General features: G+C 71.9%; 22 protein-coding genes and 2 pseudogenes. 17 read left to right on the forward strand and 7 right to left on the reverse strand.

The window, feature by feature from the left end; genetic code table 11:
• The first annotated feature begins 181 nt into the window (after positions 1-181).
• Positions 182-1,492 (forward strand): acyl-CoA dehydrogenase family protein, encoded by a 1,311-nt coding sequence (locus tag ACIBCM_RS14745; RefSeq protein ID WP_399243021.1) that lies wholly within the window; start codon positions 182-184, stop codon positions 1,490-1,492.
• On the forward strand, positions 1,492-1,977 hold the full coding sequence (locus ACIBCM_RS14750) for a nitroreductase family deazaflavin-dependent oxidoreductase (protein WP_399243023.1): 486 nt from the start codon (positions 1,492-1,494) through the stop codon (positions 1,975-1,977). The genes ACIBCM_RS14745 and ACIBCM_RS14750 overlap by 1 nt, the downstream gene beginning before the upstream one ends.
• 64 nt (positions 1,978-2,041) lie before the next feature.
• On the opposite strand, the gene ACIBCM_RS14755 is transcribed toward ACIBCM_RS14750, so the two are convergent.
• On the reverse strand, positions 2,042-2,641 hold the full coding sequence (locus ACIBCM_RS14755; RefSeq protein WP_399243025.1) for a CGNR zinc finger domain-containing protein: 600 nt from the start codon (positions 2,639-2,641) through the stop codon (positions 2,042-2,044).
• A gap of 54 nt (positions 2,642-2,695) precedes the next feature.
• Between ACIBCM_RS14755 and ACIBCM_RS14760 the strand changes: the two genes are divergently transcribed.
• From ACIBCM_RS14760 to ACIBCM_RS14775, 4 genes and pseudogenes are all read left to right on the forward strand, one after another.
• The gene (locus ACIBCM_RS14760; protein WP_399243027.1) at positions 2,696-3,598 is read left to right on the forward strand and encodes an alpha/beta fold hydrolase; all 903 of its coding nucleotides are present in this window, start codon (positions 2,696-2,698) and stop codon (positions 3,596-3,598) included.
• A gap of 535 nt (positions 3,599-4,133) precedes the next feature.
• Positions 4,134-4,451 (forward strand): annotated as a pseudogene (locus tag ACIBCM_RS14765) (site-specific integrase); the annotation flags it as partial.
• Between the two features lie 117 nt (positions 4,452-4,568).
• Positions 4,569-5,057, forward strand: coding sequence for a MarR family winged helix-turn-helix transcriptional regulator (locus ACIBCM_RS14770; protein ID WP_399243323.1), 489 nt, complete (start codon positions 4,569-4,571; stop codon positions 5,055-5,057).
• Positions 5,054-6,352: an MFS transporter gene (locus tag ACIBCM_RS14775; protein WP_399243029.1), complete on the forward strand. Its 1,299-nt coding sequence runs from the start codon at positions 5,054-5,056 to the stop codon at positions 6,350-6,352. The genes ACIBCM_RS14770 and ACIBCM_RS14775 overlap by 4 nt, the downstream gene beginning before the upstream one ends.
• Positions 6,353-6,370: 18 nt before the next feature.
• Here ACIBCM_RS14775 and ACIBCM_RS14780 read toward each other — a convergent pair.
• Positions 6,371-6,536: pseudogene (locus ACIBCM_RS14780) on the reverse strand (DUF4158 domain-containing protein); the annotation flags it as partial.
• 83 nt (positions 6,537-6,619) lie between these two features.
• On the opposite strand from ACIBCM_RS14780, the gene ACIBCM_RS14785 reads away from it, so the two are divergent.
• The 3 genes from ACIBCM_RS14785 (at position 6,620) to ACIBCM_RS14795 (ending at position 8,075) form a co-directional block, all read left to right on the forward strand.
• Complete coding sequence (locus ACIBCM_RS14785; protein ID WP_399243031.1) at positions 6,620-6,910, forward strand: hypothetical protein; 291 nt, start codon at positions 6,620-6,622, stop codon at positions 6,908-6,910.
• Positions 6,911-6,954: 44 nt separating this feature from the next.
• On the forward strand, positions 6,955-7,533 hold the full coding sequence (locus ACIBCM_RS14790) for a hypothetical protein (RefSeq protein ID WP_399243033.1): 579 nt from the start codon (positions 6,955-6,957) through the stop codon (positions 7,531-7,533).
• Positions 7,534-7,874: 341 nt separating this feature from the next.
• Complete coding sequence (locus ACIBCM_RS14795; protein ID WP_399243035.1) at positions 7,875-8,075, forward strand: hypothetical protein; 201 nt, start codon at positions 7,875-7,877, stop codon at positions 8,073-8,075.
• Between the two features lie 243 nt (positions 8,076-8,318).
• On the opposite strand, the gene ACIBCM_RS14800 is transcribed toward ACIBCM_RS14795, so the two are convergent.
• Together ACIBCM_RS14800 and ACIBCM_RS14805 are read right to left on the reverse strand one after the other, a co-directional pair.
• Positions 8,319-9,239, reverse strand: a complete 921-nt coding sequence (locus ACIBCM_RS14800; RefSeq protein WP_399243037.1) for an NAD(P)H-binding protein — start codon at positions 9,237-9,239, stop codon at positions 8,319-8,321.
• Entirely contained in the window at positions 9,202-9,393 is a 192-nt protein-coding gene (locus tag ACIBCM_RS14805) for a hypothetical protein (RefSeq protein WP_399243039.1), read from the reverse strand. Before ACIBCM_RS14805 ends, ACIBCM_RS14800 begins: the two co-directional genes overlap by 38 nt.
• A gap of 93 nt (positions 9,394-9,486) precedes the next feature.
• Here ACIBCM_RS14805 and ACIBCM_RS14810 point away from each other — a divergent pair, with 93 nt between their 5' ends.
• The gene (locus ACIBCM_RS14810; RefSeq protein ID WP_399243041.1) at positions 9,487-10,464 is read left to right on the forward strand and encodes an AraC family transcriptional regulator; all 978 of its coding nucleotides are present in this window, start codon (positions 9,487-9,489) and stop codon (positions 10,462-10,464) included.
• Between the two features lie 39 nt (positions 10,465-10,503).
• Here the strand turns inward: ACIBCM_RS14810 and ACIBCM_RS14815 are convergent, their stop codons facing one another.
• Positions 10,504-11,361 carry an aminoglycoside phosphotransferase family protein gene (locus ACIBCM_RS14815; RefSeq protein ID WP_399243043.1) on the reverse strand — a complete coding sequence of 286 codons (858 nt, stop codon included), beginning with the start codon at positions 11,359-11,361 and terminating at the stop codon, positions 10,504-10,506.
• Between the two features lie 373 nt (positions 11,362-11,734).
• Between ACIBCM_RS14815 and ACIBCM_RS14820 the strand changes: the two genes are divergently transcribed.
• Both ACIBCM_RS14820 and ACIBCM_RS14825 read left to right on the forward strand, forming a co-directional pair.
• Complete coding sequence (locus ACIBCM_RS14820) at positions 11,735-14,410, forward strand: SpaA isopeptide-forming pilin-related protein (RefSeq protein ID WP_399243045.1); 2,676 nt, start codon at positions 11,735-11,737, stop codon at positions 14,408-14,410.
• 511 nt (positions 14,411-14,921) lie between these two features.
• The gene (locus ACIBCM_RS14825; protein WP_399243325.1) at positions 14,922-15,533 is read left to right on the forward strand and encodes a L,D-transpeptidase family protein; all 612 of its coding nucleotides are present in this window, start codon (positions 14,922-14,924) and stop codon (positions 15,531-15,533) included.
• Positions 15,534-15,825: 292 nt separating this feature from the next.
• On the opposite strand, the gene ACIBCM_RS14830 is transcribed toward ACIBCM_RS14825, so the two are convergent.
• The gene (locus ACIBCM_RS14830) at positions 15,826-16,473 is read right to left on the reverse strand and encodes a TetR family transcriptional regulator (protein ID WP_399243047.1); all 648 of its coding nucleotides are present in this window, start codon (positions 16,471-16,473) and stop codon (positions 15,826-15,828) included.
• 205 nt (positions 16,474-16,678) lie between these two features.
• Here ACIBCM_RS14830 and ACIBCM_RS14835 point away from each other — a divergent pair, with 205 nt between their 5' ends.
• The 4 genes from ACIBCM_RS14835 to ACIBCM_RS14850 all read left to right on the forward strand — a co-directional run bounded on the left by ACIBCM_RS14835 (position 16,679) and on the right by ACIBCM_RS14850 (position 23,050).
• A complete protein-coding gene (locus tag ACIBCM_RS14835; protein WP_399243050.1) occupies positions 16,679-17,845 on the forward strand; it encodes a VOC family protein in 1,167 nt (388 codons plus the stop codon).
• 232 nt (positions 17,846-18,077) lie between these two features.
• Positions 18,078-20,498: a PQQ-binding-like beta-propeller repeat protein gene (locus tag ACIBCM_RS14840; RefSeq protein ID WP_399243052.1), complete on the forward strand. Its 2,421-nt coding sequence runs from the start codon at positions 18,078-18,080 to the stop codon at positions 20,496-20,498.
• Between the two features lie 596 nt (positions 20,499-21,094).
• Positions 21,095-21,559, forward strand: a complete 465-nt coding sequence (locus tag ACIBCM_RS14845) for a hypothetical protein (RefSeq protein ID WP_399243054.1) — start codon at positions 21,095-21,097, stop codon at positions 21,557-21,559.
• 339 nt (positions 21,560-21,898) lie between these two features.
• On the forward strand, positions 21,899-23,050 hold the full coding sequence (locus tag ACIBCM_RS14850) for a serine hydrolase domain-containing protein (protein WP_399243056.1): 1,152 nt from the start codon (positions 21,899-21,901) through the stop codon (positions 23,048-23,050).
• A 190-nt stretch (positions 23,051-23,240) separates the two neighbouring features.
• On the opposite strand, the gene ACIBCM_RS14855 is transcribed toward ACIBCM_RS14850, so the two are convergent.
• Positions 23,241-24,800 carry a FadD3 family acyl-CoA ligase gene (locus tag ACIBCM_RS14855; RefSeq protein ID WP_399243058.1) on the reverse strand — a complete coding sequence of 520 codons (1,560 nt, stop codon included), beginning with the start codon at positions 24,798-24,800 and terminating at the stop codon, positions 23,241-23,243.
• A gap of 78 nt (positions 24,801-24,878) precedes the next feature.
• On the opposite strand from ACIBCM_RS14855, the gene ACIBCM_RS14860 reads away from it, so the two are divergent.
• A complete protein-coding gene (locus ACIBCM_RS14860; protein WP_399243060.1) occupies positions 24,879-26,042 on the forward strand; it encodes a lipid-transfer protein in 1,164 nt (387 codons plus the stop codon).
• Position 26,043: the final 1 nt, after the last annotated feature.

Consider the following 26,043-nt stretch of genomic DNA (forward strand, 5'->3'; position numbering starts at 1 on the left):
GCCACCGCCGCCCCAGCCGGGCGACCGCCCCCGCCCTCCGCCTCCACTCCCGCCCCGGCCCGCCTCCGCCCCGGCCCCTTGCGGCGCCTCCGCCTCCGCTTCTGGCGCCGACCTGTGCAGAAGGCTGTCCATCTGGAGTCGGCCCCCCTAGCATGACGCCTCGTCAGAAATGGAGGGCCCCATGGACACCGCCTTCACCGCGGAACAGGACGAGATCCGCCGCACCCTGCGCGAGCTGCTGGCCAAGAGCTCCGGCCCGAGCGAGGTCCGGGCCGCCGTGCTCACCGGCGACGGCCACGACCCCCGGCTGTGGGCGCGGCTGTCCGAGCAGCTCGGGCTGCCCGGGCTCGCGCTTCCCGAGGAGTACGGGGGCGTCGGCTGCGGGCTCCCCGAACTCGCCCTCGCCTGTGAGGAGACCGGCCGGGCCCTGCTGCCCTCCCCACTGCTCGCCACCTCGGGCCTCGGCGCCCCCCTGATCACCGCGCTCGGTACCCCCGCCCAGCGTGCCGACCTGCTGCCGCGTATTGCCGACGGGTCCCTGACCTGCGCACTCGCCGTCCCCGGCGGGGGCCTTGCCACCGCGCTCGCCCTGATCGGCGACAACACCACGGGAGAGTGGGCGGGCGGAGGCAGGGCCGGAGGCATCCAGGCCCGCCCGGCGGACGACGGCTCGGACGGCTGGCTGCTGTACGGGGAGGCGACCCAGGTCCTCGACGGCCACAGCGCGGGGCTCCTGCTCGTCGCCGCGCACACCGGCGGCTTCCCGCGCAGCCGGACGCTGCTGTTCCTGGTACGGGAAGGAACGGCCGGGCTCTCCCGTACGCGCCAGACCACGCTGGACGAGACCCGCCCCCAGGCACGTATCGAACTCCGCGACTGCGCCGCCGAACTGCTCGGCGAGGACATCGGCGAGGCGACCGGCGAGGACGCGGGCAAGGTCGCAGACAAGGACACGGGCGAGAACGCCCACGGGCACGGCGGCGAGGGCGGTATCGGGGCCGCGGGCCATGGCGGCGGCGCGCATGGGGTGCCCGGCGCGCTCGCCGCGACCGGTGCCCGGGTGGCGGCGCTGCTCGCGGCGGAGGCGGTCGGGGCGGCGGCGAGTGCGCTCGACCGGACGGTGGAGTACGTCAAGGAGCGGGAACAGTTCGGCCGGGCGATCGGCTCCTTCCAGGCGGTCAAGCACCGGCTCGCCGATCTGTATGTACGGGTCCAGGCGGCCCGCTCGGCGGCGTACTACGCGGCACGGCACCCGGACGACGCGGGGCTCGCCCTCGCCCAGAGCCTGGAGGCGCTGCGCGTGGTCACGGCGGAGGCGGTGCAGCTGCACGGCGGCATCGGCTTCACCTGGGAGCACGAGGCGCATCTCTACTTCAAGCGCGCGGCGGCCGACGAGCTGCTGTTCGGCCCGGTGCACCGGCTGCGGGGGCACGCGGCGGAGGCGGCGGGCCTGTTCGTCGTGCCCGAGGCGCCCGAGGCGGAGGCGGTGTGATGGCGGCCGGGGCGCCGATGGGCGTACGGCTGCTGCGCAAGGTCTCCTCCACCCGGGGCTTCGCCAGGGTCGCCCCGCACTTCATTCCGGCGATGGACCGCGCGGTGCACCGGCTGACCCGGGGCAAGGTCCTGCTGAGCGCCCGGATGCTGCCGGGTCTCGTCCTGACGGCGCGCGGCGCGAAGTCCGGCCTCCCCCGGGTCACCCCGCTGGCCTGTATGCCCGAGGAGGACACGGGCTCCTGGATCCTCATCGGCTCCAACTTCGGCCGTGAGAGCCACCCGGCCTGGACGGCCAACCTCCTCGCCCACCCGGACGCCGGCATCAACTGGAAGGGCGAGGACATCCCCGTCCGGGCGCAACTGCTGGAGGGTGACGAGCGGGAGCTGGTCTGGGCGCGGGCCCTGAAGTTCTGGCCGCCGTACGCCACGTACCAGGCACGGGTGCCCCGCCGGATCCGGCTGTTCCGACTGACCCGCGCCTGACGCCCGCCGACACGGCCCGTCCGCGCCCACGGCCCGCACTTCCCGTCCTCTGATACGTGGTGCCTCACGCCCCCTCCGCCTCCCCGTGTGCCCCCTCCGCCTCTCTCCCCGCCCCTTTCTGCCGGGCGTAGTGACGGGCGACCCGGGTGCGGTTGCCGCAGCGGGACGCCGAGCACCAGCGTCTGCGCGGATTGGCGGGGAGGAACAGCATCACGCAGTCCGGGGCCTCGCACTCGCGGACCCGGCCCGCGTCCGGCCCGGACAGCAGCTCGGCGGCGGCCTCGGCGAGCCATCCCGCCACCCGCCGGCCCGCGGTGGCGCCGACCCGGTGCGACACGGCGGTGACGGCGGTGCCGTCCCAGCCGAGCCGGCGTACGGCGGGCGCGTCCAGCTGGGCCCTGTTCAAGACCTCCAGAGCGTCCGTGGGGGGCCGCTCGCCCCGCCGTACGGCCCCGAGGGCGGCCGCAGTAGCCGCCCGCACTTCGCGTACGAGTTCCAGATCGGCGCGGGTGGGCCGCGCGCTCTCCCCGGGGATCCGGCCGGACTCCAGGGCCAGCCAACGCGCCAGGCCGGCGGGGGTGGTGAGCAGATCGGTCGCGTACGGATGTGTGTTGACCAGGTCCAGGGCCAGATGCTCACCGGTCAGCGGAGTGTTATCACTCATACTCCTAATGGTACCGTAATAACTTGACCCATTAGGATTGTCCGGGTAAATCTCATGGCCAGACAATCCATGGAGGCATTGGTCATGCTGCTCTCGCCCGCCCGCACCGTCCACCGGAGCCTCGATGTCGACGGCGTGCGCGTCTTCTACCGTGAGTCCGTACCCGACCGCGACGACGCCCCGGTCCTGCTGCTGCTGCACGGTTTTCCGTCGGCGTCCCACCAGTTCCGGCGGCTCATCGACGTCCTCGGCTCGCACTACCGGCTGATCGCGCCCGACTACCCCGGCTTCGGCCACACCGAGACGCCCGAGGACTTCCCCTACTCCTTCGACCGGCTCGCCGATGTCGTCGAGGGCTTTGTCGAAGGGCTCGGCCTGACCCGGTTCGTGATGTACGTCTTCGACTTCGGCGCGCCCGTCGGCTTCCGGCTGGCGACCCGGCATCCGGAGTGGATCGAGGGCCTGGTCGTGCAGAACGGCAACGCGTACGAGGAGGGCCTGTCGCAAGGCGCACGCGACTTCATCGCGCTGCGCCCGCAGACACCGGGCGCCGAGGACACGGTCCGGGAACTGCTCACCCTCGCCGGTACGCGCTCCCAGTACGAGACCGGCACGAGCGAGCCCGAGCACATCGCCCCCGACGGCTGGGTACTCGACCAGTTCTTCCTGGACCGGCCCGGCCGCCAGGAGGCACAGCTCACCCTCGCCTTCGACTACCACTCCAATGTCGAGCGGTACGGAGAGTGGCAGGCGTGGCTGCGCGAGCACACCCCGCCCGTGCTGATCGTCTGGGGAAGCCGGGACCCCTTCTTCCCGGAGCCCGGTGCGCACGCGTATCTGCGCGATGTGCCCGACGCCGAACTGCACACCTTCCCCACCGGTCACTTCGCGCTGGAGGAGAACCTGACCGAGATCGCCCCGCTGATCGCCGATTTCCTCACCCGGGTCTGGAAGTGATCACGCGGACGGCGAAGTGAACCCCGGGGGCCGTGACCTGAATCCCCGGACCGTGACCTGAATCCCCGGACCGGGACGTGATCCCGCGCGCTGTGACCTGCTTCTGCGCCCGGTGACCTGAACCTGCGGACAGCGGCGTGAGCCCGCGGACCATGGCGCGAGCCCCCGGCGGCCGGGCGCGGTGGCCGCCGCCGGAACCGTCCGCGGCTCTCCGCCCCGCCGGACCGCCCGCAGTTCCCCGCCTCCCACCGGGCCGGGTTCCGGTTCTCCTCCGTACCCGCAACTCCCCGCCGGGCCGGGCGGCCCCGGGGGTTGAGGAACTTCGGAACGAAAACCGGCGCCAGGTCTCCGTCGGCCCTCGTGGGCGGCCGGCAGAGCGTCGGTGACCGGCCCCGTCTGAAGTCTTCCCGCAGATAAACGCCCCGCTATCTGTGGGAAAGCTGATCGCGACCTGCGGGAACGGCCATTCAGGCCGTACATGAAGCAGCCCTGTTGTCTGCGGCAAGGCGGAAGTGGTGCCCGCCGTCGTACAACCGTCACCCACCGCAGGCCAGGCCCCGGCAAGGTCGTCAGCCCGCGCTCCCTCTGCCCGGACACTGGGCTCGCCCGCCTCTCCTGCGGGCAGGCCCGGATGTTGCTGGACGAGCACACGGCCCCCGGCGGTGAACCGGGCACGGGCCGGGATCTGCACGAGTGGCGTCACTCCGGCCTGACCCACCTCGGCGAGGGAGGGGCGAGACTGCTGATGCTGATGGCGAAGTCCCGGTACAAGAAGGCAGAGCACGTACGGGAGTACTTCCACCCTTCCCCGGAGACGATCGCCGAAGTCATCAGCCTGCTCGCGCCGGGCGATCGCCCGGCGCTGACCGCGGGCAGGGCGTCTTCCCGGTATCGGGGCCATTGGTGCAGCCGTCGGCGCCAGGCGGTTGATCATGAACCTCAATTGCAACAGTGCTGTTATGTTAGCGCTGTGACATTTTCGGATCCCACAGCGCTCCCCGACCCATGGCACTCCCTGCACGAGCTTCTGGCCGCCATGGATGCCGAGATCGAGCAGGTATACGTCGAGCGCGGCATTGAGGGGGTGCGGCCCCGGTTCGCCTATCCGCTGATCCGGCTCGCCCACACCGGACCACTGACCATCCGCGAGCTTGCGAAGTCGCTGGACCGCTCGCACTCCGCGACCAGCCAGACCGTCGCCGCCATGCGCAAGGAGGATCTGGTCACCTCCGAGCCGGGACCTGACGCCCGCACCCGGCGGATCGACCTGACGGAGCGCGGCCGGTCGCTGGTGCCGTTCCTGGAGGCGGAGTGGCGCGCCACTCACGAGACGGTCGCCGAGCTGGACAGCGAGATCCCCTACGCGATGACCACCGCCGTCGAAGAGGTTCGGCGGGCGCTGGAACGCCGGTCGATGCGGCAGCGGATCCTCCACCACCTTGTCGAGCCACCGCGTTGAGGGGGCGTGTCCGTGTCCGGCTCCTTGACACCCGCCCGCTGCGTCACAGTCAGCCGTTTCGCGACCTGTGGATCGGCACCTCGGTCTCTCAAGTCGGTGGGCAGATAGCCAACGTGGCGGTGCTGGCCCAGGTCTGGGACCTGACCGGCAGCCCGGTAGGCACCGGTGCCATCGGGCTCGCCACCGGCCTGCCGATGGTGCTGTTCGGGCTGCTCGGCGGCACGTTGGCCGATTCCGTTGACCGCCGTGCGGTGGTGCGGTCCACCACCGCAGGCCAACTGCTGGCCGCCGCCGCGCTGTGTGCCCAGGCACTGGCGGACAACCGAAACGTGCTGCTGCTGCTCGCCCTGGTCGCCGTGGGGACGAGCTGCAGCGCTCTCGGAGCTCCTGCCCGGCGTACCTTCCCGGTCCGGTTGTTGCCGGGCGACCAGGTCGCGGCCGGTCTTGCGCTGACCAACCTCTCCTTCCAGGCAGCGATGCTGGCCGGGCCCGCGCTGGCAGGGCTCATCATCGCCCGCTGGGGCTTCCCTGCCGCATACGCAGCCCAGGGCGCGGCCATGGTCGTCTCGATGCTCGCGGTGATCCGCCTGCCTGCCATGCGGCCCGAAGGTACCGACGCGGCGGGCGGCAGTCGCCGGCCGGAGCGTGGGGGTTGGCGGATCGTCCTGCGTCGCCCGACGCTGTGGGGCTCGATGGCCACCGACCTGTCCGCAACGCTGCTCGCCATGCCCATTGCGCTCTTCCCGCTGGTCAACGAGATCCGCTTCGGGGGTAACCCGCAGACCCTCGGCCTGTTCCTCTCGGCCTTCGCAGTCGGGGGGATCACGGCCGGTCTGCTCTCCGGTACGGTGACGCGCTGGCGCCGTGGCGGCCTGGTGCAGCTGTCCGCAGCCGGTGTCTGGGGCCTGGCCCTGGCCTGTTTCGGTCTGGCGGGGCCGTTGTGGCTGGCGCTCGGATGCCTGGCCGTGGCGGGCGCTGCCGACACCGTGTCTGTCGTCACCCGCAGTGCCCTGGTTCAACTGGAGACCCCGGACGCGTACCGGGGGCGGGTCTCCTCGGTGGAACACGTCATCGGCGTCGCGGGCCCCGAACTCGGCAACTTCCGTGGTGGCCTGTTGGCGTCGGCCACCTCCGCCTCCTTCTCCCTGGTCTTCGGCGGACTGTCCGCCATCCTGGCGATCGCCGCCGTGGCCGCGACCAACGCGCCCCTTCGCGCCTACCGCACACCACCCGCTCCCGCGAAGCCGACCGTCCCTGGGGCCGCCGACGCGGCGGCCGCTGGTCAGGTTTCCTGATTCGCCTCCAGCCTTCTTCTGCACCGCGAACCCGAGCCGGTTTGTGGGCCCGCCGCTTCGGCTCGATCAACGCCCGGTCCGCGTCGTCCGGGAAGAAGAACCGCTCCAACTCCGTACGGGGCGGCGCCCCGTCGTACGCCGCGTACTTCGCGGCTTGCTCATCCGCCGGAAACCCGACCGGCATCCCGGACCTCCAGCCGGTCAGTGATCAACACGACTGCCGAAGGCTCCGCCCCGCCGAACCCCAGGTCAAAGCGCCAACCCGGCGTGCTCCGCTGGCTCTTCCCCGGCCGCCGGACCGGCCAGCCGCTCGGCTCGAACCACCTGACCGTGCTCCTGAACCAGGTCGGAATCCCGATCGCCGCCGCCCGCGGCGCCGCCACCCGCCAGCAACTCCTCGAACTGCCCGCACCCGTCGTCGCGGACGCTCTCGGCTACCACGACAAGACCACCAGCCGCCTCCGCAACGAGACCGGCGGAACCTGGAGCCGATACGCCGCCGGAGACCACGGAAGGTCACCAGCAGGCTGGGCACCTGGGGAAACCAGCGACAGTTGAGAGACTCCTACGCGAGAGTGCGAGCCCCTGGGCATGATGTCGCCATGGACGCATCGGTTTGGATCGCAGCGTTGTCGGGCCTGGTCGGAACTGGCATTGGAGCAGGTGCCTCTGTCTGGGCGACGGTCGCCACTCAGCGCCATCAAGCGAGAGCTGCCCGGGAACAACGGCAAGGCGAACTAACCTCAGCCGCTGCCGAGACGCTCCTGACTGAGTTGTTCGCCATTCAGCAGAAGTCGCACGATGCTCCTGACGATATGGGACCCGGCGGCAGCGGCACCGAATGGCATCGAGCGCTGCGTCGACATACAGAACGTGCCGAGGCAGCTCTTCTGCGGATGCCCTCAGCGGAACTACGCCAGCGCGTCAAAGAGACCCTGGACATGGCTGCCAACTGGGTTGAGTACAGCAGCGGTCCGACCAAGATCATGTGGTTTACCGATTGGATCGAGCACCTTGCGCGTGAATCGCAGGAACTGGTGGGGGCCTATCTGCGACAAGAAGCGCTCCCGCCAAGGAGTGACGGAGTGGAGCAAGGACGCTTGATGAAACACGAGAAGTCGTCCCGTATGGAGCGGCTTCATGCAGCATACGTTCAAGCGCAAGCCGAGCCACAGGAGTGACCACAGCCTCGAAGGCTTCACCACACGTAGCCGTCGGGGGTCTGTCGACGCGCCCGCCGGGAATCACGCCCGGTCATCTACGGGATGCGTTCCTCCGAGAACTGGCGACAGTTGAATAGGCGAGCCCACCAGTATCAACCCCCTGCCTCCTCCGTGGCCGCCCGGCCCGTCCGCGTGTCTCCGGTCTCCGGTTTCGGGTGACCTGCTCCCCGTGCCGGTCTTCGGGCGACCCGGGACCGTTTCCGCCCTTCTGTCGCCCATCCGGGTGGTGCGGGCCGGATCCCGCCGTGCGGGCGGCGTCAACACGGCACGCTCGCAGACGAGTGCGAAGGAGACACGAAATGCTGATACCGCCCCTCTGCCCCCACTGCCCGCAACGTCCGCCGCTGTGGAAGGACATGACCACCTTCGGCGGTCCCGCGGCGGACATCCGCTGGCGCTGGTTCTGCGCCGGGTGCCGCCGGGGATGGGAGCCGACCGCCGAGCACAGGAAGAGGCTCGCGCACGCGGTCGCCAAGGGGGAGCGGTACGCGTTGAGATGACGGCCGCACCGAACGCGCCCCGGCGGTCCGTGTGTCGCTGCTCCCCGCTCAGGCCGTCTCCGTCGTACGACGAGCCGTCAACCATCCAGGGGGTACCGGGCCGTGACCACCGGGGACGGCAGAAGCGGCGACGGCCACCCCGCCACCGCCACCCCCGCCGCCGTCAGCCGAGCTCCCGTCAGCCCGGCCACCCCCGTTGCCGGCGCCCACCTCCGGGCCCCCACCGACGGGCTCCGGAGGTGATCACCCGGACCCGTTCCCGCCACGACGGTCCACCACGGAGAAGTCGGTGCGGCGGACGTACTCGGAGAAGTCGCGGGGCTCGCGGCCGAGCGCGCGCCGGACGCCGTCGGTCACGCCCTCACCCCGTCCCTCACGGATATGGCGGAAGAGGGTGAGCGCTCCGTCCGCGAAGGCGGGCGGGTAGCCGCGCGAGGCCAGGTCCTCGCGGTACTCGTCCTCGGTCACCGCGGTGAAGCGCAGCGGCCGGCCCGCCGCCCAGGAGACCTCGGCCACCGCCTCGCCCACGCTCAGGGCGCGCGGGCCGGACAGGACGTATGTCTCTCCCGCGTGCCCGTCCTCCGTCAGCGCGACGGCCGCGACCTCAGCGAGGTCCGCCAGATCGATGAAGGGCTCTCGGCCCTGGCCGGTGGGCAGCCGCAGTTCGCCACCGGTCAGTACGGACGAGAACAGCGCCACCTCGCTGAAGACCTGCGCGAACCAGGTCGGCCGCAGGATCGTCCACTCCAGCCCCGATTCCCGTACGGCCCGTTCGGAGGCGAGCCCGCTGTCGTCGTCCAGCTCCGCCCAGACCCGGGCGGACAGCAGGACCAGCCGCCGTACGCCCTGCTCGGCCGCCGTCTTCACGAAGGCACGCAGCCGGGCCGCTGCGCCGGGGCCATCGGACTCCACGATGTACACGGCCTGCGCACCCGAGAGCGCGGGCTCCCAGGTGGTCCTGTCGCCCCAGTCGAACCGGACGGGAGCGGACCGCGAGGCGACCCGTGGGGTCAGGCCGCGGGCTCGCAGTTCCTCGGCGACCCGGCGCCCGGTCTTGCCCGTGCCGCCGAGGACGAGCACGGAGGTGAGGGCCCCGGGCGAGGAGCCCCGGGCCGTGGCGGCTCCCTCACCGGGCGTGGACCCCGGGCCGGTCGATGAGGTCACGGAGGCCGAGGAAGCCGAGGAAGCAGCGGGGGCCGGAGAAGCCGGAGAAGCCGAGGAAGCGGCGGGGGCCGGGGAGGCCGAGGAAGCGGTGGGCGTCGAGGAAGTGGTGGCGGTCGCGGGTGCTGCCGGTGTCGTTGTCATGCCCAGCAGTCAACCGGCAACGCACGGTACGGACGATGGCTGATCCTCTCGTTTTGATGTTCGGACGTCTCGTTTCCAGGAGTCCGGGCGACTTAGACTTCCCGCCATGGATGACGCGCTGTCGAGCCTGCTGCACGAAGTCCGTCCCCGTGGTGCCCTGTTCGACCAGTCCGTGGTCACCCCGCCCTGGTCCCTGCGGTTCCTGGAGAAGACCCCGCTCGCCCTGCTGTCCATGCTCAGCGGTGACGCCTGGGTGACCTCCGGGGAAGGCCCCGGGCCGTCCGGCCGGGGTGAGGCGGTGCCCCTGTGCCGGGGTGATGTGGTCATCGTCGTCGGCCCCGAGCCGTACACCGTCGCCGACGACCCCGGTACGGCCCCGATCGCGCAGGTCGACGAGTCCGGCCGGTGCACCACCCCGCAGGGAGCGCTCATCCTCGGTGAACTGCCGATGTGCCGGTACGAGCCGGGCGGCGGGGTGGAGGGGGAGGGGGAGGAGACGGTCCTGCTCAAGGGCACGTACCAGGTCGGCGGCAGCGTCTCGCAGCGGGTGCTCGGCGCGCTGCCCCGCATCGCGCGTATCCCCGCGCCGCCGGACGGCCGCCCGGTCCTCGACATGATCACCAGGGAACTCGGCAGGGACACCCCCGGACGGCAGGTCGTTCTCGACCGGCTGCTCGACTTGCTGCTCGTCTCCAGCCTGCGCGAGTGGTTCGAACGGCCGGAGGCCGAGGCTCCCGCCTGGTACCGCGCACACGAGGACCCCGTGGTCGGCCGGGCCCTCGGACTCATCCACGGCGACCCGGCCCGCCGGTGGACCGTCGCCGGACTCGCCGCCGAGGCCGGGGCGTCGCGGGCACGGTTCGCCCAGCGGTTCAGCGATCTGGTGGGACAGCCGCCGATGACGTACCTCACCGAGTGGCGCATCTGCTGGGCCGCGGATCTGCTCGCGAAGACCGACGCGACGGTGGAGGCGATCTCCCGCCGGGTCGGCTACTCCAACGCGTACGCGCTGAGCGTGGCGTTCAAACGGACCATGGGGCTGCGCCCGAGCGAGCACCGGGCGCTGACCCGGTCCACCGGATAGCCCGCGCCGAACGCGGGGCGCCCCGGCGGGGACGGTGGGTCAGGAGAGATCCAGGGGAGTGAGCTCCCAGGCCCTGGAGTGCTGGGCGCGGAGGAGGGGGAGCGGGCTGTCGTCCCCCTCGTGGAGCCGGTCGTACAGCCGGGTGAGGGTGTCGCAGCGGGCCAGCCACAGGGCACGTACACCCAGGGCCGGTTCACGGCCCGCGCCTTCCGCGATACGGACCGCCGCGGCGGCGCCGACCGAGATGGCCAGGCCCGCGATGTCCTCAGCAGGGTCGCCGGCGGCCGCGTCCGTCCAGTCCAGTACGCCCGTCATCCGGCCGGACTCGTCCACCAGCAGATGTTCGCCCTTGAGATCGTTGTGGATCAGGGCGGGCGGGGCCTGGTCCCTCGGGAGACCGTGCAGACGCCGGCTCAGGAGGGCGGAGTCGAACTCCCCGTCCGCCGCCAGCCGCCCTGCCGCCTCCGAGGCGCGCTCCCGCAGTTCACGGAGATCCCGCGAGGGCTCGACCGGCAGGCTCGCGTCCACGGGGAACGCGCGAAGGCCCCTCAGAAAGCCCGACAGTTCGCCTTCCCCGGCGGGGGACACCGGCCGCCGCTCGGCCGAGAGCCCCGGCAGCAGGGTGTCGAGCGTGTACGTGAGCCCGTCCGCCCACTCGCCCGTGGCCGCGCTCTCGGGCACGGCCACGGGCAGATACGGCCGGACGGCGTCCCGCAGCGCGATCTCCCTGCGCTGCCGTTCGGACCCCTCGGCGTCCAGCGCCAGCCGCAGGACGCGGTCGGCACCGACCAGCCAGGTGGAGTGCTCGCCGCCTTCGGCGACCGATCGGATATCCGTTTCCCCGGGAGGCAGCAGGCGTCGAACGGTTTCGGCGTCGGGGACCACGTGCTGCGGCATACGAGGCATTGCTCCTGGTGGGGCCGGCTGAGGGGCCGGCTGAGGGGACGGCGGAGGTGGGACGGCGGCGGAGAGAGTCCGATGCGCGAGCATGACGTCTCACCCTGGAACCGCGCCACCGAATTCCCACAGCCGCGCCACCGAATTCCCGCGGCCGGGCCGCCGGAGCCCTTCGGGCCGGCCCCTTTCCCGGCCCGTACCCCACCCGCTGCGCCACGTCCGGCGCAATCCTCGGCGGCGGCTGGGTGATTATCCGATCTTTGTTCCGCTTGCCCGGGAGTGTCGCCTACACACGGTAATGCCCCCTGTTCAGCCTGTCAGGGAATTTCCGGAACAGGAGACTCACGAGCACTACACGAGAGAAGTCGATGTGATGAGAGCAGTCCTCGCGCGATTGCGGCAACGCTCCTGGACCACGGGCATGGCCTGTGTCGTCCTCGCGGCCTCCGCTCCCGCGCTCGCCCTCGGGCCGGGCACGACCCCGTCCGCCGGCGCCGCACCGGTCGTCGAGGCGCGTGCCGTCGTCCCGTCCCCGGCCGACTCCGCCGCCTGGGTACGGGCCGCCGTGGCGGAGCGGACCGGGGCCCGGCCCGACGGCCGGGCCCGGCAGGACGGGGCGGGGAAGGACCGTGACCGGGCGGGCCGGACGGAGGCCAAGACCAGGATCGCGCCGCTGCCCGGCGGCCTCGGGCCCTGTATCCCCGCCCCGCCGGCCATCTGTCCCGACCCGTTCCCGCCGATCAACAACGGCCCCATCACGGGCCGTGACAACAACATCAACATCTTCGCGGGCGGGAACTTCCTCGTCCGCGAGCGTGCCGCCGAGGCCGAGGGCCGCCTCGTCGTCCTCGGCGACTTCGACCAGAACAAGGTCGCGGGCGGCAGCTCCGTCTACAACGTGGGCATCGTCGGTGTCGGCTCCCGCGTACCGCCGCCGAACGGCGGGGACTTCCTCGTCACCGGCGGCAATGTCACCGTCGCTGCCGGGGAGACCCTGCTCGCCGACAACGGCGTCGTCCGCCATGCGGGCACGGCCACCGGCAATATCACCGGGTCCGTCGTCGCCGACCCGAATGCGGCCGCCCCCTACACCGCGCTGCGCGATGAGCTGATCTCCGCCAGCCAGTGCTACGCGCGCAACGAGACCGGCCCGCGCCCCGCCACCGGCACCGCGGTCAACAACGGCGGCGAGACCGTCTTCACGGGCGACAACACCTCCGCCCTCCAGGTCTTCAACGTCGACTTCGACCTGGTGGGGGCGGGCGGCGGCCAGCAGGGCATCCGCTTCACCGGTATCCCGGCCAACGCCACGATCCTCGTCAATCTGACCGGCAACAGCCGCATCATCAACACCTTCAGCGGCAGCCCCTTCGACACGGACCCGTTCAACCAGCTCCGTGAGCGGCTGCTGTGGAACTTCCCCGACGCCGCGACCGTGAGCCTCAAGGGCACCGGCCAGTTCCAGGGCAGCATCCTGGTCGGCCATCAGCCGTCGGCCACGACGGTCACCCTCCCCGGCATCAACGGCCGCTTCTTCACCGCGGGCTCCGTCCTGCACACCAGTGTGGTGGGCGGGGGCGGCGGCCAGGAGTTCCACGCGTACCCCTTCGACGGCGATCTGCCGGACTGCTCCGTCCCGGTGCCCACAGCGCCGCTGACCGTGCTCAAGCAGGCGGCCGGCACGATGACCCCGCTCGCGGGCGCCACCTTCGAGCTGTGGGAGGAGACCAACGGTGTGCCCGGTCTCCAGACCACCGGCGCCGACCCGGACACCATGGTCGGCAGCCCGTGTGTCACCGGCGCGGCCGGCACCTGTGTCAAGACCGTCGTCCCCGGCTCGTACTACTGGCGTGAGACGGCCGCGCCCCCCGGCTACGACCTCCCCCTCAACCCGGTCTTCCCGGTGACCCTGACCCCCGCCGATGTGCCCGGCGGTGTCACCACCACCGTCCTCGACGAGCTGACCCCGGTCACGGGCGAGGTGTCGGTGACCAAGGTGGACAGTGAGACGGCCGCTCCGCTGGCGGGTGCGACGTTCGAGTTGTGGGAGGAGACGAACGGTATTCCGGGTCTTCAGACGACGGGTGCGAACCCGGACACCCAGCTGGGTGGTACGTGTACGACGGACGCCGTGGGGGAGTGTGCCCGGACGGTCGAGACCGGTACGTACTACTGGCGTGAGACGGCCGCTCCTCCCGGCTACGACCTGCCCGCGAACCCGGTCTTCGGCCCGCTGGTCCTGACCGACGAGAACGCGTCCGCCGGAGTGAACGTCGACGCCCCCAACACACGGACCGTCGTTCCCGTCACCGGTGAGGTGTCGGTGACCAAGGTGGACAGTGAGACCGCTGCTCCGCTGGCGGGTGCGACGTTCGAGTTGTGGGAGGAGACGAACGGCATTCCCGGTCTTCAGACGACGGGTGCGAACCCGGACACCCAGCTGGGTGGCCCTTGCACGACGGACGCTGCCGGAGAGTGTGCCCGGACGGTGGAGACGGGCACGTACTACTGGCGTGAGACGGCGGCTCCCCCCGGCTACGACCTGCCCGCCGATCCGGTCTTCGGCCCGCTGGTCCTGACGGTCGAGAACGCCTCCCAGGGGGTCACCGTGACCGCCAGGGACCAGGCGACCCCGGTCGAGGGACGGATCGAGGTCCTCAAGACGGACGCCAAGAACGGCAAGGCCCTCCCCGGGGCGGTGTTCGAGCTGTGGCGCGAGACCAACGGGGTCCCCGGGCTCCAGACCACGTCCGGCGGGGGCGTCCCGTCCGACACCCTCGTGGGCCCCGGCTGCTCCACGGACACCGACGGCGCCTGCATCTTCGCGGATCTGCCCGCCGGGACGTACTACGTGCGGGAGACCGCGGTGCCCGAGGGCTATGTCCTGCCGGACAACCCGGTGAGCGGCCCGTTCACCATCACCGCGCAGAACGCCGAGGAGCCGGTCACCGTCGAGATCGCCAACAAGCGCGGCGAGCCCGGGAAGGGCAAGGGCAAGGGCCCGGGCGCGGGGAAGAAGCGGGAGGTGGTCGAGTCCCGCAAGGGCTGAACACCGCACCGCCACCGTACTGACACCGCGCTGAACTCCACACCGGAGACCGCATTCCCGGGGACGGGGGCGCGCCGCCCGAACGGCGCGCCCCCGTCCTCACCTCATTGGCCCGCCGCCCGGAGCGTGGGCGCCGGTGCGCTGGTAGAGCTGTTTCCGGGGGATCCGTACGAGGACGGAGTGCGCGATGCGAGGCAGCCGCGGACGTATACGCAACGCCCTGACCGGGCGCGGACGGACATGGCCCCGGATACGGATACGGGTACCGATACGGATAGGAACCCGGACCCGGACCCGGGCAGAGACGATGGCCGGGCCGGTGACGGCGCCTGGGGCATGTATACGGGTCCGGGTGCCCGCGGTCGCGGCGTTGGCGGCCCTCGCCGTCACCCTGGCCACTCCGGGCCTCGCGGAAGCCAGAACGACGGGAGCGCCCGGAGCAGGCGCGGCCACTGGAGCAAGCGCATCCGCCGGAGCCGGGGGAGTCACCGGAGCCGGCGGTACGACCAGGGTGAACGGGCCGGCGGCCCCCTGCGAGGCCGGGACGGGCCCGTATCAGCGTCCTCTGGAAGAACATCTGGGCCTGCCCGTCGACGGGGTGCAGTCGACCGCCGACTGCGAGGCCATCCGAGGCTTCCAGACCGAGAACTCCCTCGAACCGGCCGACGGTTACGCGGGCCTCGCCACCTACCGCACGTTGGTCGCCGTCCAGGCCCGCGACCAACCGAACGCGGCGGGCGGCTGCCCGGTCCGCGATTACCTTGTCACCTGTGTGGACCTCGGCCGGCAGTTGCTGTGGGCGCAGCTCGGCGAGGACGTGCTGTTCGACCCGGTACCGGTCCGTACGGGACGGGACTCGGAGGAGACCAGGACCGGCTGGCACGAGATCTACTGGCGCAGCCGCGACCATGTCTCGACGATCTACGACGACGCCCCCATGCCGTACGCCCAGTTCTTCGACGAGGGCCAGGCGCTGCACGGCCGGCTGGACGATCTCTACGACGGCGGCGGTTCGGCGGGATGCGTCAATCTGCGGCTCGGGGACGCCCAGAGGCTCTGGGATCTGCTGGATGTGGGCGACCAGGTCTATGTCTGGGGCACCAAACCGGGTACCGGCACCTGAGGAAAGGTGAGGAAAGGCAGAGGAAAGGCCGAGGAAGGAATTCCGAGGCCCGAGAGAGGGAGCGCCTCGGAACAAGGCGGCGGCCGGGAAAGGGAACGGCCGGAAACGGCCGGAGGGGAGGGTCCTGGACGGGAAAGGGTCCAGGACGGAAACGGGGGACGGCCCGGAACGGGGAAGCTGCCGAGAACGGAAGCGGGGGACGGCCGGGAGCGGAATCGGGGAGAGGGACGACGGATACGGGGCGGGGCCGGGGCCCGATGTGCGGCGCGGGCGAGCGCGCCCCACTCGGGCCCTACTTCAGCGGCTTCCTGCCCGTGATGCCGAGGTGGACCAACAGCGCGAGGTTCGGCCGGAGTTCGGCCTGCTTCACGCCCCAGGTGGTGAATCCCTTCTGGTGCGAGGCCACCGCCGCCAGCATGGCGACCAGTGAACCGGCCATGGCCGCCGGGCTGACGTCCTTGTCGACCCGGCCCTTGGCCTGGAGCTCCTTCACCGCGTCCGTGAGGGAGTTGGTGACGGAGTTCAGGATCTTCATACGGATCTTGTAGAACCTCTTGTCGCCCTCCGCGGCCCCGAGGTCGACGACCCGCAGGATCGCGTCGTTGCGACGCCAGAAGTCGAGGAAGCCCTCGACCAGTTCCTCCGAGGTCTGCCAGGCGGACTTGCCGACCCAGGCCCGGCCGGAGACCAGTTCGGTCAACCCCGCGCCCTCCTTGGCCATTTCCTCGGCGATCTCGAGGACGGCGCCCTCGACGTCGGGGAAATACTGGTAGAAGGTCGCGGGTGACGTGCCCGCTTTCCGGGCCACGTCGATGACTTTGACGTCCCGGTACGGCGAGGAGCTGAGCATCTCGCTGAGGCAGTCGAGCAGCTTCTGCCGCGTCGCCTGGCCGCGTCGTCCGGCCACGCGGCCGTCGACAGTGCGTACTTGTCCTGTCATGCCGTCAGCTTACCGAGGGGTGATCCGCGCGCGATTCGGCCGACTGCAAATGGGGTGCGTACGGATCGGGGCCGTACCGCCGGTCCGGGCCTTGCGCGACCTCCGATCGGTCAGAAGTTCGAATTCATCTGCTGCGATGTCTGCGATGTCTGAGATATTCGGTTAACTTGTGTTACGCAGGTTTTGCAGACAGGGAGTCGCATTCATGGCCGTATTCCCCGAGGGCACCCCGTGCTGGGTGGACGCGGCACTGCCCGATGTCGCGGCGGGCAGGCGCTTCTACGGCGAGCTGCTCGGCTGGACGTTCCGGCAGGAGAACGGCGACCCCTATGTCGACGCCTACAGCGACGGAAAGCTCGTCGCCGCGCTCGCGCCCAAGAGCGACGGCCGGATGCCCACCGTGTGGAACGTGTACTTCGCCACCCCCGACGCGGTGGCCCTCGCCGGACGGATCACGGCGGAGGGCGGCCGGCTGATCGTCCCGCCGCGACGGGTCGGCACCCTCGGCGCGGTCGCGGTCGCCGTCGATCCGGGCGGCGCGGTCTTCGGGCTCTGGCAGGCGGGGGAGCGGGCGGGGTTCGAGAAGCAGGCGCTGCCGGGCTCGTTCTGCTGGACCGAGGTCTACACCTGGGACAGCGAACGGGCGGACCCCTTCTACGAGAGGGTCTTCGGCTTCTCCGGCACGGATCTGACGCCCGAGGCCGGTGGTACGCAGGTTTCCCCGGAGGAGCCGGGAGCGCCGGGAGTCGCAGGGGAGCCGGGAGCCCGGGGAGCTACGGGAGTCGCAGGGGAGCCGGAAGCCCCGGAAGCCCCGGAAGAACCTGGAGCCATGGCCGCCCCGTCCGCCCCGGGCACGGGATCCGGCGGGGGTACGGACGCCGGTACGCGCCCCGGCCCGGCCCCGGGCTCCGCATCGGCCCCGGGTTCCGACAGGTCCGCGGAGACGCCCTCCGCCCCCCGTACGGCCCCCGGAACCGTCCCCGGCCCGGCTCGCGGCTCCGAAACGGCCTCCGGAACCGTCCCCGGAACCGCCTCCGGCTCCGCATCGGCCGCCCCCGGTGCCGGTGTGCGGATCTGGTCGCCGAAGGGTGCCCGGCCCGGTGAGGAGACGGCCGTCGGCGGCCGCTGCGTCCTCACCCGGCCCGCCTTCCCCGCCGAGCTGCCCGACCACTTCCTCGTCTACTTCTGCGTCGAGGACTGCGACGCGGCGGTCGCCGCCGCCGTCCGGCTCGGCGGGCGCGTCCAGGCCCGGCCGTTCGACATCCCCCACGGCCGCATAGCGGTCCTCACGGACAATCAGGGCGCCACTTTCGCCGTACTCGCGCAACCGGCTGCCGTGGCGGGTACGCGGAAGAGGCCGGCGGGCGGGTAGGCGGACCGGCTGCGGATATGACCGTGGACACGGACGATACCGAGCCGGGGACCGGTCCGTGCCCGAATAGGGGTGAGACACCCCGATCCGCCCCCGGGTTCGCCAGCGTCGCCTCCGGCAGGAAGAATCGGGGTGCGCGACCGCTGAGGGGCTCGGTGGTGAGACGCTGCACGGGGCTGTGGATGACGGGCCCGATGGTTCTGGGGCCCGTACGGGGAGGTGGCAGGCAGGTATGGAGCAGCTGACGCAGCACGATCCGAGACGGATCGGTCCGTTCGAGGTGTTGGCCAGGCTCGGTGCCGGCGGCATGGGACTGGTCTATCTGGCCCGGTCGGCGTCCGGCCGCCGGGTGGCGATCAAGACCGTGCGTACCGAACTCGCCGAGGACCAGCTGTTCCGTGTCCGCTTCACCCGCGAGGTGGAGGCCGCCCGTGCCGTCAGCGGCTTCTACACGGCCGCCGTCGTGGACGCCGACCCCCGGGCCGCCGTGCCCTGGCTGGCCACCGCGTATGTGCCGGCGCCCTCGCTGGAGGAGATAGTGAACGAGTGCGGGCCGCTGCCCGCGCAGGCCGTGCGCTGGCTGGCGGCGGGCATCGCCGAGGCGCTCCAGTCCATCCACGGCGCAGGGCTCGTACACCGCGACCTCAAGCCGTCGAACGTCCTCGTCGTCGAGGACGGCCCCCGGGTCATCGACTTCGGTATCGCGTCCGGTGTCTCCAACACCCGCCTGACCATGACGAACGTCGCCGTCGGCACTCCCGCGTACATGTCGCCGGAACAGGCGCGGGACTCCCGCAGCGTGACCGGCGCGAGCGATGTGTTCTCGCTCGGCTCCACACTCGTCTTCGCGGCGACGGGCCATGCGCCCTTCCACGGGGCCAACCCGGTCGAGACCGTGTTCATGCTGCTGCGGGAGGGCCCCGACCTGGAGGGGCTGCCGCCCGAACTGCGTCCGCTGATCGAGTCCTGCATGGGGATGGACGCCGCCCGGCGGCCCACGCCCGAGGATCTCCAGGCCCAGCTGGCACCCCATCTGTTCGCCTCCGGCGGCGACGACAGCGGTACGGCGTCCGCGTGGCTGCCGGTGCGGGCCACGGCGATGATCGAGGCGCGCAGGGGCGGCGGGCGCACGACGGCGCCTCCGCCCGTCCCGCAGCCGCCCCCCGGCCCACCGCCCGGTCCCGCCCCCGTGCCGCCGCAGCCCTCGCAGGCGCCGACCCGCCGCAACCCCGACTGGGCGCGGCGCGGCGGCGGCGATCCGCGCACGGAGGCAGCGCCCGGTGCGCCCGGTGCCGGTGCGCCCGGCACCGGTCCGGCCGCCGGTCCCGTACGGCTGCCGGGGGTCAAGGCCCCCATCGGCCCCGGCCCCCGGGTCGCAGACTCCCGTGCCGCGCTCGCCGACGCTCCGGCCGCGACCGGCTGGGTCCGCCCCCCGGCCGCGCTGAACGGCTCGCCCGCCCCGCCCCCGGCCGTCCCCGTACAGCAGCCGGTCCCCCCTCCCGTACCGTCGGCGGACGGCCCCTCGCGCTGGCGGCCCTGGCGCTTCCGGATGTCGAACGACGTCTGGGGAACCCCCGTCGTCGCCGGTGATCTGCTGTACGTCACCTCGTTCGAGGTCCACGCCCTGGATGTGGCCACGGGGCGCCGCCAGTTCAAGACGCGCGATGTGGCCTGGGCGATGGCGGTCGACGGAGGCCGTATCCACGCCTCCGACGGACCCACGCTCTACGCGCTCGACGCGACGGGGGGCCAGGAGCGCTGGCGTCTGACGGCCGACGCCTGGATCTACTCCCTCAAGGTCGGCCGCGGCACGGTCCTCACCGGGACGCGCGGCGGCGGCGTACAGGCGTGGGAGGCGTCCAACGGCGAGAAGCTGTGGGAGATCACCGGCGCGCAGACCGACTTCGAGACCCAGGAGGCCGGGCCTGCGCTCTTCGGCGACACGGTGTTCGTGTGGCGCGACGCCAGGCTGCGGGCGCTGGAGGCCCGTACGGGGGCCGAGCGCTGGTCGTACCCCATCGGTGACGCGGCCTCCTGCGGCAATGTCCCGGTCCGTGTGCAGCCCGCGCCCGACGGCTTCGTCTATGTCTCCGCCGGTACGCGGGTCCTGGCCGTCGACATCTCCAACGGGCTCGTCCGCTGGCACTTCGAGGCGCCCGCGGTGTTCCTCTCCCCGCCCGCGTTCGCCCCCGGGCCCGCGGTCACCGGCGGCGGTGTCTATCTCGCCGACTACCTGGGCACGGTGTACGCCCTCGACGCCGTCACCGGCAAGGACCGCTGGCGGATCGCCACCGAGTCCCGCCAGTCGATCGACCCGGTCCTCGTCACCGGCGGCAACGTCCATGTCGGCAGCGGCAGCGCCCTCTACACCCTCGACGCCGTCACCGGCACGCCCATGTGGCGTTTCGCCGCGGGCGGCGAGGTCATCGGAGCCCCCGTCGTCGCGGACGGGCGGGTGCACTTCGGCTCGGCCGACCACGTTCTCTACACCCTCGACGCCTCCGGCGGACAGCTCCGCTGGAAGCTCGCCACCGGCGGTGAGATCACGGGCTCCCCGGTGGCGGAGGGCGGTGTCGTCTACGCCTGCAGCAGGGACCGCTGTGTGTACGCGCTGGACGCGGTGAAGGGGACGGCGACGGGGCGGGGGCGCTGAGGGCGCTGAGCCGTAGCGGGACCTCGGTGCCGGGTCCCGGAGTCGTCCCCGGGGTCGTCTCGGGTCGGGCCCGGACGCCGGAGTCGGGGGCGTCCCCGTAGCCGGCTCTCAGGGCTGGCCCTCGGTGCTGGTACCGGTACCAGTGCCGGTGCCGGTGTCGGCCCTCGGTGCTGGTGCCAGCGCCGGTGTCGGCCCCTCCGGGCCGGTGCCGATGTGGGCCTTCGGTGTCGGACCCGAGCGGATCCGAGCGGTGCCTGATCCGAGCGGTGCCTGATCCGAGCGGTGCCGGGCCGGAACCCAGCCGTGCCGGAACCGGAGCGTCCGCCCACTCGCGCTGTTGCGCCCCCGGGCGTACGGTCGGGGCGACGGCCGCCGTCCCACTCGTCCTTCCGTGGCCGGGACGGCGGTCGTCGCCCTTCGACCCCATGCCGCTTGGGAGCGGTTCGCGCCCGATCGCGCCCGCCGTCCGGCTAAACCACTGCCCCGGGAAAGGCTTGGTAAAGCCTTGACGGAATCGTCGCCATCCGCTGCTAGGGTGACGCGCACTCGCCAGGGGAGGCGAGCCCAACACACCACTTTCAACGGGGGGTTGAACAGTGAAGAAGCGCCATGTCCGCGCTGTGGCCGTCTTCGGCCTCGTCCTGATCACACTGACCGGAGCCCGTGGCTCGGGCGGCGGAGGCTGCAAGAAGGACGACGACAGCAGTAGCAGCTCCTCCTCCGGGGGTTCGACCGGCTCCGTGACCGGCGGCTCCAAGAACCACAACGCCGCGAACGACGTCACGATCGACACCTGCGGTCTGGACTCGACCGGCAAGAAGCTGACCGCCAAGGTCACCGTGAACAACCCCGACTCCAAGGCGTACACCTATGCCGTGAACATCGAGTTCAAGCCCAGCCTCACGGACATCGACGCGCCCGCGGCCTTCGCGACCATGACCGCGCAGGTGGAGGCCGACTCCTCGGCCTCCGCGGAGGGCTCGACCGCGTACACGGGGACGAAGAACGGCTCGGAGTACGAGACGTGCGAGGTGACCAGCGCGACCCGTACCCCGGTGTGATCCGACCGGCCCCGGGCGCCCCGTCGGATTCCGGTCCGCCCGCGCCAGGGCCCGTCCGGTCCCGATTCCGGGCCCATCTGATCCCCTGTCCCGCCGACCCCGGACCCTCGGCTACCGGCGGCTTGTGCACTCAGCCCCGGGTGCCGGCCCGAATCAGCGACCGGGTCCCGGGTACGACCTCGTCCGGCCCGGGTCTCACGGCCCGGTCACCGCGGTGTCTCCGACGGCCCCGCCAGGCCCGGCCCACCAGGCCCGCCCGGCGGGGCCCGGTGCCTTTCCGATGACTTTCTGCCGCCGTGGCGGTCTGCCTTCCACCCGTACACGCGAGAAGGTGAACCTGTGACCAGCCTGGGCGACATCCTCAAGACACACGTCGACGACGGTACGGTGCCGGGCGCGGTGGGCCTGGTGTCCCGTGGCGGACGGACGGAGGCGGTGGCCGTGGGCCATGCCGACACCGAGGGCACCACGCCCCTGGCCAGGGACTCCGTCTTCCGGATCGCCTCGCTGACCAAACCCCTCGTCGCCGCCGCACTGATGATGCTCGTCGACGAGGGCCGTATCGCCCTGGCCGACCCGGTCGGCACCTGGCTTCCGGAACTGGCGTCCCCGAGCGTCGTCCGGACGCCGGACGCCCCCGTCGACGACGTGGTGCCGGCCACCCGGCCGATCACGGTCATCGATCTGCTGACCTCCCGCACGGGATACGGCTTCCCGCCCGATTTCTCGCTCCCCGCCGTCGCACCGCTGTTCAGCGAGGGACTTCAGGCGCCGACCCACCCGCAGGTGCCGCCCGCGCCGGACGAGTGGCTGGCCCGTCTGTCCCGGGTTCCCCTGCTCCACCAGCCGGGTGCGGCCTGGCTCTACCACACCAGCTCCGACCTCCAGGGCGCCCTGATCGCCAGGGTGTCCGGCCGTCCGCTGCCCGAGTTCCTGGCGGAGCGGCTGTTCGATCCTTTGGGCATGGCGGACACCGGGTTCCATGTCCCGGCCGCCCGCCTGAACCGGTTCACCGGTCTGTACCGGCCCGGCCCGGACGGCGGCCTCGAACTCGCCGACGCCCCCGACGGCGAGTGGAGCCGTCCCCCGGCCTTCCCCTCCGGCGGGGGCGGCCTGGTGTCGACCGCCGACGACTGGCACGCCTTCGCCCGTCTGCTCCTCGCCGACGGCACCACCCCCGACGGCCGCCGTCTGCTGTCCCCCGCCGCGATCCGCCGGATGACCACCAACCATCTGCCCTTCCCCGAACGCCGGGCCAACCGCGCTTTTCTGGAGGGCCAGGGCTGGGGCTTCGGGGGCTCCGTCGACGTCACCCCCCATGACCCCTGGAACATCCCCGGCCGCTACGGCTGGACCGGCGGCACCGGAACGACGGCCCATATCGTCCCGTCCACGGGCCTGTGCGCCATCCTGCTCACCCAGGTCGAGGCGACATCGGCCGCCCCGCCGCCGCTGATGCGCGACTTCTGGGCCCACACCACCCGTCCCTGAAGGCCCTCCGCGGGCCCGTGCCTGAAGGCCCTCCGCGGGCCCGCTCCCGGTGGTGCCGCCCGTGCCTGACGCCGCCGCCCGTGCTTGACGCCGCTGTCCGCGGCCGGGCGGGTCCCGCGGGACGGTGTGCCTGTGTCCGGCGCCCGCCCCGGGGCCGGCGGTCCGGGCAGCGACGCCCCCGGGCGCCACCTCACCCCGCCCGCGCCCGCAGATCCCCCTTCATGATCTTTCCGCTCGCGTTGCGCGGGAGTTCGGTGAGGAACTCGACCTCGCGCGGGACCTTGTAGTTGGCCATCTCGCGGCGGGACCAGGCGATCAGATCGTCCGCGGTGAGGGTCGAGCCCCGGTGGCGTACGGCGTAGGCGCGCCCGACCTCGCCGAGGCGGGCATCCGGCACACCGATCACGGCGATGTCCGCGATGTCCGGGTGGAGGCCGAGGAGCTGCTCGATCTCGGCGGGATAGGCGTTGAAGCCGCCGACGATGAACATGTCCTTGATGCGGTCCGTGATCCGCAGATTGCCGGCCGCGTCGAGAATGCCGACATCGCCGGTGTGGAGCCAGCCCTCGGTGTCGATGACGGCGGCCGTCTCCTCCGGATCCTCGAAGTAGCCCCGCATGACGTGGTGTCCGCGCACCAGCACCTCTCCCGGTTCCCCCGGTGCCGCCAGGACCCGTACCTCCGTACCGGGGATGGCGCGGCCCGAGGTGGAGGCGATGGTCTCGGGGGAGTCGTCACGGCGGCACATCGTGACGATGCCGCCCGCCTCGGAGAGGCCGTAGGCGGTGAGGACGGTCTCGATGCGCAGTTCGGTCCGCAGGCGTTCGACGAGCTGGAGGGGGACGACGGCCGCCCCCGTGACCACCAGGCGCAGGGCGGACAGATCGTGGGAGCCGCGCGAGGGGTGGTCGAGAAGGGACTGGTGGAGGGTGGGCGGGCCGGGGAGTACGGAGATACGTTCGGAGGCGATATTGGCGAGCACGGTGTCCACGTTGAACACGGGCTGCGGCACCATGGTCGCGCCCCGCATCAGACAGGCGATGATCCCCGCCTTGTAACCGAAGGTGTGGAAGAAGGGGTTGACGATCAGATAGCGGTCGCCTGCCCGCAGTCCCGCCAGTTCGCTCCACACGTCGTAGCAGCGCAGGGTCTGGGCATGGGTGATGACCGCGCCCTTGGGGGCGCCGGTGGTGCCGGAGGTGAAGATGATGTCGGAGGGGGCCGCGGCCTCCACCGAGTCGGCGCGGGCACGGACCTGTCCGGCGCTCACCGAGTCGCCGCCCGCGAGGAAGTCCTTCCAGGTGCGGTAGTCCTCGGGCGCGCTGTCGGCGAGCACCACGACCTGCTCCAGCTCCGGCAGATCGGCCCCGGCCCGCCGCAGGGAGGCCACATAGGAGGTCCCCAGGAAGGTCCCGGTGACGAAGAGCAGCCTGGCCCGGCTCCGCCGCAGGACATAGGCCGCCTCCGTGCCCTTGAAGCGGGTGTTCAGCGGCACCAGCACCGCTCCGGCCGTCACCGCCCCCAGCGCGGAGACGATCCAGTCGAGGGTGTTGGGGGCCCAGACGGCGACCCGGTCGCCTTTCTCCACCCCGGCGGCGATACAGGCCGCCGCCGCCCGTTCGACGCGCCGTCCGAGCTCGGCGTACGAGACGCGGGTGCGCCCGTCGACGACCGCCTCCCGCTCCCCGTAGGACGAAGCCGCGTCGCGTACCAGCTCCGGGATGGTGCCCCACTCCAGGTCGCCGCGCATAGAAAGCCCTCCCGCCGTACTAGCTGACTAGTCGTCAGATTAGCTGTAGCCTGACGCGCTGTCAGCAGTCGGGATCGAATGGCGGAGGTACCCGTGCCCGGTCTCAAGGACGCGACGGCGATAGCCGGCATCGGCCAGAGCGCCTTCGCGAAGCAACTACCCGAGTCGGAGAAGACCCTGGCCTGCCGGGCCATCCTCGCCGCGCTCGACGACGCGGGGATCGCCCCGTCGGAGGTGGACGCATTCGCCTCGTACACGATGGAGGAGACGGACGAGGTCGAGATCGCCAAGTCGATCGGCGCGGGCGATGTCACCTTCTTCTCCAAGGCCGGCTACGGCGGCGGCGGTTCCTGCGCCACCCTCGCCCATCTGGCCGCCGCCATCGCGACCGGCCAGGCGAGTGTGGGCGTCGCCTGGCGCTCCCGTAAACGCGGCAGCGGCCCCCGCCCCTGGAAGAACACCGCCGTCCAGCTCCCCACCCCGGCCCAGTGGACCCGCCCCTTCGGCCTGCTGCGGCCCTCCGACGAGATCGGGATGCTCGCGCGCCGCTATATGCACGAGTACGGGGCCACCCGCGACCATCTCTTCAATGTGGCGCTCGCCTGCCGCAACCGGGCCAACCAGAACCCGGCGGCCATGATGTACGAACGCCCCCTGACCCGCGAGATGTACATGACCTCGCGCTGGATCAGCGAACCCCTCTGCCTCTTCGACAACTGCCTGGAGACGGACGGCGCCCTCGCCTGCGTCATCGTCTCCGCCGAGCGCGCCCGCGACTGCCGGCAGCGGCCCGTCTACATCCACTCCGCCGCCCAGGGCCTGCCCGCCCAGCACCACGGCATGGTCAACTACTGGAACGACGACCCCCTGACCGGACCGGCCTGGACCGCGGCCCGCCATCTGTGGAAGACCGCCGAGTTCGGCCCCGAGGACGTCGACGTCGCCCAGATCTACGACGCCTTCACCCCGCTGATCCCGCTCTCCCTGGAGGGCTACGGCTTCTGCGGACGCGGCGAGGGCGCCGCCTTCACCGAGGGCGGTGCCCTGGAGATCGGCGGCCGGCTGCCCATCAACACCGGCGGCGGGGGCCTGAGCGAGGCGTACGTCCATGGCTTCAACCTCATCAACGAGGGTGTGAAGCAACTGCGCGGCACCTCCACCGCCCAGGTCCCGGGCGCCGCGACCTGCCTCGTCACGGCGGGCGAGGGCGTCCCCACATCGGCCGTACTGCTGAGGAGCTGAG

The sequence above is a fragment of the Streptomyces sp. NPDC051018 genome, assembly GCF_044456085.1.
Taxonomy (GTDB): domain Bacteria; phylum Actinomycetota; class Actinomycetes; order Streptomycetales; family Streptomycetaceae; genus Streptomyces.